The organism is Rubripirellula amarantea (assembly GCF_007859865.1).
In the GTDB taxonomy this organism is placed as follows: Bacteria; Planctomycetota; Planctomycetia; order Pirellulales; family Pirellulaceae; genus Rubripirellula; species Rubripirellula amarantea.
On record NZ_SJPI01000001.1, the window covers coordinates 971,751 to 984,776 of the forward strand.

9 protein-coding genes are annotated in these 13,026 nt (G+C 53.3%); 5 read left to right on the plus strand and 4 right to left on the minus strand.

What is annotated here, in order from left to right:
• Window positions 1-26: 26 nt before the first annotated feature.
• Both queC and Pla22_RS03510 read right to left on the minus strand, forming a co-directional pair.
• Window positions 27-704 carry a 7-cyano-7-deazaguanine synthase QueC gene (gene queC, locus Pla22_RS03505; protein WP_242631771.1) on the minus strand — a complete coding sequence of 226 codons (678 nt, stop codon included), beginning with the start codon at window positions 702-704 and terminating at the stop codon, window positions 27-29.
• A complete protein-coding gene (locus Pla22_RS03510; protein ID WP_207310288.1) occupies window positions 697-1,653 on the minus strand; it encodes a 3'-5' exoribonuclease YhaM family protein in 957 nt (318 codons plus the stop codon). Before Pla22_RS03510 ends, queC begins: the two co-directional genes overlap by 8 nt.
• Window positions 1,654-1,905: 252 nt before the next feature.
• On the opposite strand from Pla22_RS03510, the gene Pla22_RS03515 reads away from it, so the two are divergent.
• The 3 genes from Pla22_RS03515 (at window position 1,906) to Pla22_RS03525 (ending at window position 6,168) form a co-directional block, all read left to right on the plus strand.
• Window positions 1,906-4,044, plus strand: a complete 2,139-nt coding sequence (locus Pla22_RS03515) for a protein kinase domain-containing protein (RefSeq protein ID WP_146513378.1) — start codon at window positions 1,906-1,908, stop codon at window positions 4,042-4,044.
• A gap of 305 nt (window positions 4,045-4,349) precedes the next feature.
• Window positions 4,350-5,045 carry a hypothetical protein gene (locus Pla22_RS03520; RefSeq protein WP_146513379.1) on the plus strand — a complete coding sequence of 232 codons (696 nt, stop codon included), beginning with the start codon at window positions 4,350-4,352 and terminating at the stop codon, window positions 5,043-5,045.
• 94 nt (window positions 5,046-5,139) lie between these two features.
• Window positions 5,140-6,168 carry a c-type cytochrome domain-containing protein gene (locus tag Pla22_RS03525; protein WP_146513380.1) on the plus strand — a complete coding sequence of 343 codons (1,029 nt, stop codon included), beginning with the start codon at window positions 5,140-5,142 and terminating at the stop codon, window positions 6,166-6,168.
• A 20-nt stretch (window positions 6,169-6,188) separates the two neighbouring features.
• On the opposite strand, the gene Pla22_RS03530 is transcribed toward Pla22_RS03525, so the two are convergent.
• On the minus strand, window positions 6,189-6,368 hold the full coding sequence (locus Pla22_RS03530) for a hypothetical protein (RefSeq protein WP_146513381.1): 180 nt from the start codon (window positions 6,366-6,368) through the stop codon (window positions 6,189-6,191).
• Between the two features lie 279 nt (window positions 6,369-6,647).
• Here Pla22_RS03530 and ppk1 point away from each other — a divergent pair, with 279 nt between their 5' ends.
• Window positions 6,648-8,888: a polyphosphate kinase 1 gene (gene ppk1 / locus Pla22_RS03535; RefSeq protein ID WP_146513382.1), complete on the plus strand. Its 2,241-nt coding sequence runs from the start codon at window positions 6,648-6,650 to the stop codon at window positions 8,886-8,888.
• A gap of 12 nt (window positions 8,889-8,900) precedes the next feature.
• Here the strand turns inward: ppk1 and purB are convergent, their stop codons facing one another.
• Entirely contained in the window at window positions 8,901-10,328 is a 1,428-nt protein-coding gene (gene purB, locus Pla22_RS03540) for an adenylosuccinate lyase (RefSeq protein WP_146513383.1), read from the minus strand.
• Between the two features lie 584 nt (window positions 10,329-10,912).
• On the opposite strand from purB, the gene Pla22_RS03545 reads away from it, so the two are divergent.
• Window positions 10,913-12,937 carry a membrane or secreted protein gene (locus Pla22_RS03545; protein WP_146513384.1) on the plus strand — a complete coding sequence of 675 codons (2,025 nt, stop codon included), beginning with the start codon at window positions 10,913-10,915 and terminating at the stop codon, window positions 12,935-12,937.
• The last annotated feature ends 89 nt before the right edge of the window (window positions 12,938-13,026 follow it).

The window sequence follows — 13,026 nt, forward strand, 5'->3', positions numbered from 1 at the left end:
ACCGCCCGCAACGACCTGCGTTTCGGCTAGGTCAAGCCATTTTCGGCAAAGCCTTTTGCCCTCAGCAAACATGCATCACAGTGGCCGCACGCGATGCCGCCTTCGGCCGGGTCATAGCACGAAATCGTTTGGCTGTAATCGACGCCAAGTGACAAACCTTTGGCGATGATTTGAGCCTTAGTCATGTGCAGCAGCGGCGTGTGAATGGTTAGCTTCCGATCGCTTTCAACACTTTCTTTCGTGGCCAAGTTGGCCATCGTTTGGAACGCAGCAATGAACTCGGGGCGGCAATCCGGATAGCCGCTGTAATCGAGTGCATTGACTCCGATGAAGATGTCGCGAGCCGATAACACTTCCGCCATCGCCAAGGAGAGCGAAAGGAAGATGGTGTTGCGAGCGGGCACGTAAGTGACTGGGATATCACTGCCTATCGATTCAACGTTATCCGACTTAGGGACAGCGATATTTCCGTCCGTGAGCGCCGATCCTCCGAATGCCGCGAGGTCAATATCGACGACTCGGTGTGTCGTCGCAGCAAAGCTCTTGGCCAAGTTGGCGGCGCACTCGAGTTCATACTGATGCCTCTGCCCGTAGCGAAAGCTGATGGCATGAACTTCGAATCCACTATCTTTGGCGATCGCCATGCAGGTGGCGCTATCGAGTCCACCCGAAAGTAATACAATGGCACGTTTCGAATTAGTCACGCTTCTTCCAGAGCTTGCGTCCGATGGATGGGTTGTAGTTTGTCCAGTTTCCGTCAGCCGAAACATCTGCTTCGATTACTGACGTGTAGGACGACATTTTTGCATCGAGATTATCGATGTGATGCAGAGCAACGGCTTCGAGCGTGACCGGGATTTTGGGGCTGCCGTACTCGAGAATGCCATGGTGACTGACAATCATGTGCTCGAGATGCAACCGCAGTTCGCTCGGAAAGTCGGCATCGCCAAGCTGATTGATTTTCTCGGCAAGCATTTGCACACCGATGACAATGTGTCCGAGCATCTGACCACGATCGGTGTAAGAGATCTCGCCATCGGCGGCAAGCTCGTCGATTTTGCCAAGGTCATGCAAGAACGCACCGAAGATCAACAGATCGGCATCAAGCTGGGGATACCGCGGGGCAATCAGCTTGGCCAATTCCATCATATCCACGGTGTGCTTCAGCAGTCCGCCCGGGTACGCGTGATGGTTGGTGACCGCGGCCGCTGCTTTGCAGAAACGCGAAACGAAGTCGTCGTCGGCAAGAAACGCGTCACCTAGCCGTCGCAAAGATTCGTTCTGGAGAGCAGCGAAGTTTTCTCGAAGCTGTCCAACTAGTTGTTCCGACTTCGCTGCGTCGTACCGATCAAATTCTTCTAAATCAACTTCGCTCGGGTCCATCCGTTCAAGATCCGAGACGATAATTTGCAGGGCACCGTTGTGGATCTGAGTGCGTCCGCGACAATAGATAAAATCGCCACGGTCAAAGGAGTCGTAAGTGCGTTCGTCGGCATTCCAGAGCATGGCGGCCAGCACGCCAGTCTTGTCGGCCAACTTTAGCAGAATGTACTTTCCACCTTGGCGATTGACGCGAAGTTGCTTGTCAGCAGCGCGAAAGGCTTGTTCGAGTTGCTGTCCGTCGGCCAATTCAGAAACAGGGATTCGATTCACGTTACAATAGTCAGATTCGTGGAAGTGCATCAAATGCAGAAAAACCACCGGCGAAGAGATCGGGGTGGGCAGTTAGAATGACGACCAGCGACGCCTGTTGACAAGACCTGATGCGATTCTCGCCTGACAAGGGTCATATTTTGGGCCTCCGCACTTCCAACCCAGCCTGTTTTGCTACCCAGCCTGCCTTTCAGTCTCCACTGTTTCTAGCCCTCACCACCACGATTCGATTCTCGCCGCGAATCAACGAACATGCCCGATTCGTCTCATCCGCTTCTCGACCCACCTCAACGCGAAGGCGAAATTGGTCGACTAGGCCCGTATCGCGTACTCGGGGTCCTGGGCAAAGGAGGAATGGGTGAAGTTTTTCGGGCCGAAGACACCCGGCTGAAACGTTCGGTTGCGTTGAAGGTGATGAAGGAAAAAGTCGCGACGACATCGAATGCTCGCCAACGATTCATTGACGAAGCTCGATCCATGGCAGCCGTGCATCACGATAACGTCGCTACCATCTTTGAAGTGGGTATCCATCGGAAGATGCCATTCTTGGCCATGGAGATGCTGAAAGGCGAACCGCTCGATAAGCGGATGAAAGGACGCCGGCGATTCGACACCGAAACGGTACTGAAGATCGCCAAGGAAGTCGCGTTGGGCCTGGAAGCCGCCCACGCGCAAGGCATCATTCACCGAGACATCAAGCCCGCGAATATTTGGCTGGAAGAGCCATCGGGACGTGCCAAGATCCTTGACTTTGGCTTGGCGATTGCCGGTGCCGACCAACTCTCGCCACGCAACTCAGTCATCGGTAGCCCCGGGTACCTTTCACCCGAGCAGGCTCGCAATGAACCGATTGATGACCGCACGGATCTCTATGGCCTGGGCGTGGTCTTGTACCAAATGTGTACCGGTCGCCTGCCGCTTGCATCAAGCTCGATGTCGGGCCAGTTGATCAAAATCATCTGCCATCCAATCCCGACGATGGAAACGATCGTCGCATCATCCGATGCACCGCACCTGGAAGTTCCCCAACCGTTGCAACAAATGATCTATGGCATGCTGTCGAAGGAACCGAGAGATCGGCCATCATCAGCAAAAGCTCTCAGTAAACTCGTCGATCAAGTCGCTGAGCAATGCCGATCCGAAAGTCATGCTGCACTTCAGATTGTGACGGAACCAGGCCGTGAAAAGTCTTCCGCCGTTAAAGGAAAATCGCCTTCGATTCCCAGTGAAGATGAACCAGATTCTTCATCAAAGTGGACTTTGGTTGGAATCGCATCCGCGGTGCTGTTGCTTGTTGTTGGCCTGGTTACATGGCTAGCGATGCCTGATCGCGTGGCAAGCAATCCGGTTGTTCAAACGGCAAAGAGGCCGGTTCAAAAAAGTCAGCCTATCAATATCATCGCGATGCGATCGATGAAACTGTTACCCGTCAGCGCGGCAAGCTCGGAAGTCACGTCCGGAGATGCGGCACGGTTTAAGATCCCAATCGCAAACGAAGCAGGCGATGCATCGGTCGATCCCAAAACGATCTACGCTTCGACTGGCTACGTCGGTAAGCTGGTGACAAAAATCAAACGCAAGTCGGGTGGATCGTTCACGTCGCCGACTTTTCCTAAGCGGTTCTCGGCAAAGCAACTTCCTGATCGAGGTCAAACCGACGAGATCGAAGTTCAGTTCTTAACATCGAACCTAACTGCAGGTGAGTACGATGTACGGTTTGAATTCCAAACCCCTGGAAACCAAAAGTTCAGCGAGATATCGAGTGGTTTAACGGTTAAGGAAAACTTGGCGCATTCAGACTTGCTGGGTTTCGAAATTCTGCGGACCCACGTTGGCGAAGGAGCTGATACTTACCTGCACAGCGATTGGAATTCGCCGATGGAATCGAAACGCGAGATCGAGTTGCTGCGTAAGGGCATGGATGGTTACACCAAAGAAGAGCACGCGTACCTGAGGTTTGACTTGAGCAAAAGCAAGGTGGATGTTGCCAAACTCGACCGCGCTATTTTGATGCTGACCGTTTCGGGCGAAAGCAACACCAGCAACGTGGTGGTGCAAGCCTACGGGATCAAGAACCCCGAGCGTATGAACTGGGACCCCAGTGATCCTGGCTCATTCACGTGGGAGAACTCTCCCAGCGCGATGGGGATCACCAACGAAGTTTTTCTAGGACAGGTGACGATCCACAACCACGACGAAACCTTGAAATATCAAGACGACCAAGTGCGGATTTACTCCGAAGCGCTCGACGATTTCCTACGTGCCTCGCAGGGCAACCCCGTCACGGTGGTGTTGGTAAGCGAAACGTGGATCGACAAGCCCATTCGCTTTCGATCCAAAGACGGCAAGCTCGACCAAGCACCCGCACTAGCTTTACGGGCCAAGCCTTGAATGTCCGGATGGCCGAGAAACGCAAGTTGAGCCTCGTTGCGGCCGAGATCTGACGTGCGGAAAATCAACTTAATGGCCGTAAAGGCGTGTTGCGTCCAAACGACTCCTAATCCGGAGGAACTCCCTATCGAAGACGATCCGCTCGTCGCGTTCGGACGGGAACGTAACGGTCGAGACGCTATGGAGCAATGATTTTGGATTGGCCGACAATGGCTCGCTAACGGCTCCATCGACGTTGGAAGCTGGTACCAAAGTTGCTTTTCAACCTCACCACAAACCCATGGTGAGTGGTTAAACTAGGAACAATGTCTGATATCAATGCCGCCAAGACCGTCACTGGACGCAGCACCGTTAACTTGGTGCGGTCCTCGCATCCATGGACCGAAGCCGATAGTGCGGCCGGTTTCGTGCTTCGGTACCTCGTTCCCATGCGTCGTCAACTAACCGCAATCATGGGGGCGAGCGAACTGGCCGACAATGCGCTTAAGTTGCTGCTAGCTCATTTGGTTTCTGTTGGTTTCGGCGATCACAAGCGAGGTCGATTAAGAGACTTCTTGATCCGCGGTGTACGATCGGCAGCGAAGACAGCAGCGAATGAGTTGCCCGAAGCCAAACGGCCCGTCATTGATTTGGAATCAGTCACACTCGAGTCCAAAGAGTGGCTCACGTTTTGGCGAGAAGGGTTGCTCGAACGTGCTTGGCGATCACTCGAACGCATTGAGCATGCTCATCCTGAAAAACCGTTCTACACAATCCTACAAGGCGCTACTTCAAGCACTCCCAAAACACCTTCGGTGCTGGCGGCTCAGATTGCAACCGAAGCCGGGATTCAAATCAGCGAAGCGAAGGTACAAGAGTTACTTGTCGAGGCGCGCACAACGTTCGCTCAACTGATCGCCGACGAGGTGGCCGAAACGCTTGAAGATCCTTCTAGTGAGGATGTGAAACGAGAGATCGCTCTTCTGGGTCTTGGGAAAGCGTTCGCTGGCATTGCAGTTTGACGGCTTTGACCACGGTGATGCACAACGAAAGCATTTGCGATTAGACTGAAAGGGCACGGATCGACGCCCTCCTCCCTCCTAAAATAATCCCGCCATGCGAAGCTCCTACCTAACGATCGCTGTCCTAGTGATCACGGCTTCATTACTGCCCTCGATCGCCCGATCTCAAGACGGCTACGCTTTAGATGACGAAGGCAGACTCGTTAATTTCGAGCGAGACATTGCGCCGATCTTTAGAGAACATTGTCTGGAGTGTCACCAAGGCGATGAAGCGAAGGCTGACTTCAGAATTGACGACCGCGACAATGTATTGGATTACTTGGAACCGGAAGATTCAGATTCGAGTTCTATCTACTCGGACTATTTGACCGCAGCAGACGAAGACATGCTGATGCCTCCTCGCGCCCATGGTGGACCGCTCTCGGCAGCCGACCTTTCGCTGGTACGGGTATGGATAGACGAAGGAGCGATTTGGCCTGAAGACTTTGAACTCAACGTCGACGCGTTAGACGAAAAAGAGACCGTAGCTGTCGCGATGCCATCGTCGCTTGTCGGACGTGCGTGGGCCGCCCAAGGATTTTTGCACCCGGCCACGGTGCACTTTCCTATCGCGTTATTGTTGTTGGGTGGTGGATTTGTCGTTCTAGGGTGGAAGTGGCCCGCGGTTGGAACGCAAATCCCGTTGGCTTGCCTGTTGATCGGAGCCTTGACGTCGATCGCTGCCACAGCGATGGGTTGGTCGTTCGCGGTCGAACGTGGATACGGGTCGTGGGACCGCTTTGATGAAGCCATGATGGAAAAGGAGGTGTTCTGGCATCGCTGGAGCGCTTTGATCGTCACAATTCTGGCAACCATTTTTGCGATCGTCGCACTTGTTTCGCTTAAGAACAAAAGTCCTAAATGGACAGCGACTTGGAAGCTTGGCTTGCTCGCGTGCGCTGCAATGGTCGGGGCGGTGGGGCACCAGGGCGGCGAGATGAGCTATGGCAAAGATTTCTATCCGAAAGCTCTGCGAACGCTATTGGGTCAGTCCAATGAACCAGCCACGGAAGTCGAGAAGCCGCTAACTGATGAAGATGAATTAACTCAATCAACAATGATCGAAGAAGTGGTGGCGCAGTAAGGCTGTTTCGTTTAAGTCATTCATTGAGTCGCTGAGATTCCGATCTGGTTCGCTTCATGCCGTCCAGATGATGCATTGCCATCCAAGTGAACGTTGATTGCTGGGGATGGGTTGGGAAGTCCATCACCAACCTCGGTGAAAAGAGGCGTCCCCAGGACGATAGGCGAAACACTGAACGGGAAAATTCGCGAAATCCTCATGAATAGGATTGGCCCTGTAGGACCCTCAAGTAACAAACGTCCGGGGCATTCACCTATTTGCAAAGGACGCTTTCACCCGACGTTTATCCGCCAAACAGCTAGCAACTCGATCAGGAAGGGAAGGGTAGGGCGGTGGGCTGCAATCGCTACTTTGGGCCAACCGTCGGGCAGTGTATCTTGGGGTCTCGGCCGTTTGCTCTGTTCGCTCAAAACTTTGAACGACAGTGCCAAAGACTCGAGGCCTCATTCAGTCTTAGCCCTTAGCCCCCATTTCCACTCGTGTCAGCAAAGCCAACCTCCTCTGGGTCCTCAAAATCCAAGACTGCCTCGAAACGAAAGGCCGCTACCGAGAAGAAGAAAGCGAAAGCTAGTAGTCAACCGTTGCCAGCGGATCGTTTCATCAACCGCGAATTGAGCTGGCTGGAGTTCAATGAACGGGTGCTCAACCAAGCAGCCGATGTATCCCTTCCGCTACTGGAACGAGCAAAATTTCTGGCCATCACTAGCTCTAATTTGGATGAGTTTGTGATGGTTCGAATTGGCAGCCTCAAGATGCAGTATGCCCAGAACACGATGCTGAGAGACGCATCGGGAATGACGGTTTCCGAACAACTTGAAGCGGTTTCGTCACGTTGCCACGACATCGTTGCACGTCAATATGAACTCTACCGAAGTTCACTCGAACCGATGCTGCGTGACGCTTCGATTGAACACATTCAGTTGTCGGAAAATTCCGAGGCGTACGCCGAAGCCGCCGAAACGCGATTCCACAATGACGTGCTGCCGGTGTTGTCACCGCAGGCTATTTTTAATGAGCGTCCTTTTCCGTTGCTGCCTGGTCTTTCAATTCACGTTTGCGTTCGGTTAAAGCCAGACGCCAAGACGGCCGCGATAGTCGGACCGAATGACTCTGATGTCGTAGATGTCATCGAAGACGATTTTGCCGTCATTCCGCTTGGACGGGTACTGCCACGAGTGATGCCGATGCCCACGGGTCGAGGGCACGCCTATGTTTTGCTTGAAGAATTGGTATGCCACCACATCGAGAGTTTTTTCCCCGGACGAACGGTGGAAGAATGCGTTTGCTTTCGTATCACTCGCAATGCCGATGTCGAACTTCGCGAAGACGGTGCGGCTGACTTGATGAATGGCATGGAAGATGTATTGGAAAGTCGACGGCAATCTCGACCGGTTCGACTGGAATACACTTCGGGTGCTAGCGATGCCATGTTGGCATTCTTGTCGGAAAAGCTCCAGTTGAAGTCTCAGGATTTATATCCCATCGCTGGCCCGCTTGATCTGACTTACTTGTTCGGAGTGCACGGAATCGAGGGTTTTGATGGGCTACGCGATGAGGCTTGGCCCGCTCAGCGCAATCCTAATATCGACCCTGCTGAAACGATGTTTGAATCGATCAGTCGCGGCGACATTCTATTGGTCCATCCGTACGAACAATTTGATCCCGTTGTCCGTTTGATCGAGGAAGCGTCCAGCGATGCCAACGTGCTCGCGATCAAACAAGTTCTCTATCGCACCAGTCGCAATAGCCCGATTGTGGCAGCGTTAATGCGGGCTGCCGAGCGAGGCAAGTACGTGTCGGTAATCGTCGAACTCAAAGCGAGATTTGACGAAGCACGAAACATCGAATGGGCACGCGAAATGGAACAAGCCGGCGTTCAAGTGATCTACGGCATCCGTGGACTCAAGACTCACGCCAAGGTTTGCATCATCGTTCGACGCGAAACCCGAGGGATCGTTCGCTATATGCACTTTGGCACGGGCAACTACAACGAAGCCACCGCCAATCTTTACGGCGACGTTTCACTACTCACCTGCAACGACGAATTCGGTAGCGACGCGACTACGTTTTTCACGTGTGTCACCGGAGCAAGCCAACCGCAGAACATGCAGCATCTTTCCGCCGCACCTCTTACCTTGCGTCAACGAATTCTCGACCTGATCGATGGCGAAACCCGTCGTTCGCAGCAGGGACAACGCGCTGAAATTATCGCGAAACTTAACGCCTTGGTTGATTCGACGATCATTGATGCACTCTACCGTGCCAGCCAATCGGGAGTGATCATCAAACTCAACATTCGCGGTGTCTGCTGCCTTAAGCCGGGTGTGAAAGGCCTGAGTGAAACAATCTCGGTGGTTTCCATCATCGACCGTTACCTTGAACACGCCAGAATCATTCAATTCCGGCATGGTGGTGACAATCAACTGTTCATCAGCAGTGCAGACTGGATGCCTCGCAACCTAGACCGTCGGGTTGAATTGTTGGTACCGGTCGAAGATGAAGCCTGCCGAGCCAAATTACGCGACACGCTGCGGACCTATTTCAAGGACAACACGAACACTTGGGTCATGACATCAACCGGCGGCTACGAGCGAAAGACGACCACAGGCGAGCCGTTTCGAGCCCAGAAGGCGATCTTCGATCGGATCGTCAAGACGAATCAATCGATTCGCCAAAACCAACAGACAAGATTTGAAACTCACCAGCCCAAACGCGATTGAAGCGAGCCGGACTTATAGGATAGCGCCAGGTCGATAAGCCGCGGCGGCGGGGTTCGATTTGGTGATTGCTTCGATGCGAGCGACGACGCTTTGAATTTGACCTGCGGAGTTGCCAACGAATTCAATCGGGTTCCCAATCACGCTATTCATCTGATTCATGTCCATGGGAATGCGATCGTCTTTCGCCAATCGCTCCAGCAGATCATTGTCGTCACGCCCTTGTTCACGCATCGCAAGCGCCGCGGCAACGGCGTGTTCTTTGATCGCTTCGTGTGCAGTTTCGCGACCAACACCTTGCTTCACCGCCGCGACGAGGATCTTGGTCGTGGCCAAGAACGGCAAATAGCGAGACAATTCGCGGTCGATCACCGCCGGGTACGCCCCGAAATCCAACAGCACCGTCAAGAACGTTTCGGTCTGGCCATCGATCGCCAAGAAAGCATCCGGCAGCGCGACACGGCGGACAACGCTGCAACTGACATCTCCCTCGTTCCATTGATCGCCCAACAAACCGCCGATCATCGAAAGATAACCGCGCAAGATGACGGTAAAGCCATCGATTCGCTCGGCCGATCGCGCGTTCATTTTGTGAGGCATCGCCGATGATCCGACTTGGCCCGGCTTGAACCCTTCGGTAGCCAGTTCGGCACCGGCCATCAAACGCAATGTTCGAGCAAAGTTAGCAGGAGCCGACGACAATTGAGTCAAGCACGAGACGACGTCGAAATCAAGCGAGCGTGGATAGACCTGACCGACCGAATCGAAGGTCGATCCGAATTCAAGTTTCTCAGCCACCCGTCGGTCAAGCTGGTCAAGTTTTGACGTGTCCGCTTCGAACAAATCCAACATATCTTGCTGGGTGCCAACGGGACCTTTGATTCCCCGAAGCGGGTAACGCTTCAGCAGCTCTTCAAGGCGAACGTAGGCCGACAAGAGTTCTTCAGCGATATTGGCAAAGCGTTTTCCCACCGTTGTGATTTGCGCCGGAACATTGTGAGAACGGCCGGCAATGGGAAGCTGCGAGAATTCGGTTGCGCGTTGGGCCAACATCGCGAGAGAGGCCACCGTGCGATCACGAACCAGACACAACCCACTGCGGATCTGGAGCTGCTCGACATTCTCGGTCAGGTCACGCGACGTCATTCCTTTGTGAATATGCTCATGCCCCGCCAGAGCATTAAATTCTTCGATACGCGCTTTCACGTCGTGCCGCGTGACTCGTTCGCGAGCGTCGATCGCTTCTAGGTCAACCTGTTCAATAACCGAGCGATACGCCTCGATTACACCAGTTGGGATTGAAACACCAAGGTCTTGCTGAGCTTCCAAAACGGTCAACCAGAACTCCCTTTCGAGCACAATTTTTTTCTCGGGCGACCAGATTTCAGTCATCGCGGCACTGGCGTAGCGACTGGCGAGAACATTAGGGAGGGAAGCCGGCACTCGAAATACTCCAATAAAAGAGGCCGATTTATCAATCGGCGATATGCTTCGTCGGGAATGAAAGGAATCAATCCAATGCTCGAGCACTGGATTTACTAACGGACTGGTTCTTTGGTCCGGGCAATGGACTGTGCTGGGAATTCAGCAATGGACCGTGCAGGGAACTCTGCAATGGACTCAGCACCATGCCAAACCGTGCTCGAACAACGAAAAACCGTACGCTAAGCCAGAATGTAGCCGCTACCGTCAGGGGTTCTAGGTGTCGCCAGACGCCAAAACTGGCAACACCATCCAGAATCGCTCGCAAGCAATGATTTTCAGGCTGCGAACGTGCTTTATGAGCACTTTTAGTGGCGATACGCAAAAAACGAGGCTGACATCCAACGGGATGGCGTTTCGGCCACAAAACGAGTTCGATACTATGGTGGCTTGCCTCGGGAATGATTTTCGCACCATGCCGACGCTGAACGATTCCAAACCAATTCGGAAGTTGAATGTTTAATTTTTCTGGCCCGTCCAGTTGCCCACTCCACCGTTGCCGCGCTCTTCTAAACGCACCAATTTGCTGCGTGATTGTCGCTGTGATGCTTCTGCTACCTGCCGACTCGACACTTATTGCACAGGAAGCACCTACGCCTAATGCCTCCGCAGAACCCGCTGAGGTCGAGTCGTCCAATTCTGGTGAAGATGCGACTGCAAGTTCCACAACCAATGCGGCGTCTCCGGCGGACGCAGCCGATAACGAGGCGCCCGCGCGCAACTATGTTCCTGCCATCAAACTATTGCCCAACAATGTGGCGGGACTCATTCGTGTCCCGGATGTCCCCGCGTTTTGCGAAGCATTCAAGACCACGAACGCAGGTCGCATGCTGGACGATCCTGCCATGCAACCTTTTATCGAATCACAACGAGAGCGAGCCAAGAATTATCTCGAATCGCTGGACAACCGAATTGGAGTACGCCTGGAAGACATCTATGCAATCGGTTCAGGCGAAACGGTGCTTGCTTGGCTACCTTTCCCCAACGATGGTCGTCGTCCTTTCGCGCTCGTCGCGATCGCCGACGTACGTGATCGAAAGAAGGAGGCGGCGGATGCCTACGACAAGATCGACAAAGACCTGACGGCGGGTGGATGGACTAGAAACGAAATCCAGCATCAAGGACAAACGGTCCGCTTGTACAAAACGAAACCCAAGCCAGGGCAATTGAAAGTCGAACAAATTGCGATTGCCTTAAGTGACGTTCGAATCATTGCATCGGATCGCGATACAGTCGTCACTGATTTGCTTGACGCGGTTGCTGGTAAACCAAAGGGCCCGTCGATATCCGAGTATGCAGACTTCCGAACCGTGCTGTCTCGATCGGCCAAAGAAATTCGTGGGCCTGCAAAGAGTGACGGCGGTGTGATTGCAATGGAATGGTTTGCCAAACCTTTTGAAATGGGCCGTATCGTTCGTGAATCACTAGACGTCGACCGAGGAAACCAAGTTGACGTTCTGAAACTTCTCGAAGGCCAAGGATTTGATGCCATCAAGGCCGCTGGTGGTATCGTCGTGATGGCGGGCAAGAAGTACGACGTCTTGCATAAAGGCTATGTGCTCGCACCACCAACGACCCAAGAGCCAAGCAAGTACGAGAAAGCTGCTCGAATGCTGCAGTTTGTCAACGAGCCCCTCCGAGAGATTCCGACCTGGGTAGGCGAAAACATCGCATCGCTTAACCGTTTGAATGTGCGAATCGAGGAAGCGTTCTGGGCGTCGGAATCGCTAATCAACGAAGCGTTGAATGAAGACATGTTCCGCGACATCATCAATGGGATCCGTGACGACGAAGACGGCCCTCAGATTGATATTGAAAACGAACTGCTACCGAATTTGGACGACCGTGTCCTGCTGCTGACGGACAACACGACGCCTGCGGATATCACGTCCGAGCGGATGTTGGTAGCCATTCGGGTAAAGGATGGACCGGCCATTGCTAAGATCATTCGCCGGGTGATGGAAGCGGAACCCGATGCGAGCAGAATGAAGGGTCCCGATGGTGTCGACATATGGAGAGTCCAGCGCGGCGAATCCGAAGACGATTTCGGAGCCGACCTGTTCGACGATTTTGCAGACGAAGAAGCTGACGAAAATAATCCGCCACCGCTGCTTGATCACTGGGCCATCGCCTTGGTCAACCAGGGCAAAGGTTCGGACTCGGCCTATCTTATCTTTTCGAGTCATCCTGAATTGCTGGTCGAAACAACGGAACGCATTATCAACGGCACACCGGGCGGGCTAGGCAGTGTTGCCGAAGTTCAGCAAGTGTTAGCAGCGATGAAAGAAGTTGGTGGCGACGAATTCAACTACGACCATGTCGCACGAATGAAGCTAACGTTGAGAGCGAAGTATGAACTGTTGCGACAGAACAAGCTCAAGGACAGCGATTCGATCATTGCTTCGTTGACTCGCCGCTTATTCGAAGACGAAGAGGGTGGTCCTCCGGATCCACTCGATGCGAAAAAGCTTCCACCGCTTAGTCAGGTTGAAAAGTACTTCCCTGTGGGCGGAAGCTCATTCACCACCGAGAGCGACGGTTGGTCCATGACCGCATTCTTCTTGAAGTAGTGGACCGTTCGCTGCGGGACAATCGTCTAAGAAGACCTCATTAGGATTGTGTTTCCGGAATGTTGATCCCGGATCGGCAACTCTAAAGT

Excerpts from the sequence above, each read along its gene's own strand:
- Pla22_RS03530 (WP_146513381.1), bottom strand. The coding sequence starts at position 6,368 with ATGAGGATTTCGCGAATTTTCCCGTTCAGTGTTTCGCCTATCGTCCTG.
- Pla22_RS03525 (WP_146513380.1), top strand. The coding sequence starts at position 5,140 with ATGCGAAGCTCCTACCTAACGATCGCTGTCCTAGTGATCACGGCTTCA.
- Pla22_RS03520 (WP_146513379.1), top strand. The coding sequence starts at position 4,350 with ATGTCTGATATCAATGCCGCCAAGACCGTCACTGGACGCAGCACCGTT.
- Pla22_RS03515 (WP_146513378.1), top strand. The coding sequence starts at position 1,906 with ATGCCCGATTCGTCTCATCCGCTTCTCGACCCACCTCAACGCGAAGGC.
- Pla22_RS03545 (WP_146513384.1), top strand. The coding sequence starts at position 10,913 with ATGCTTCTGCTACCTGCCGACTCGACACTTATTGCACAGGAAGCACCT.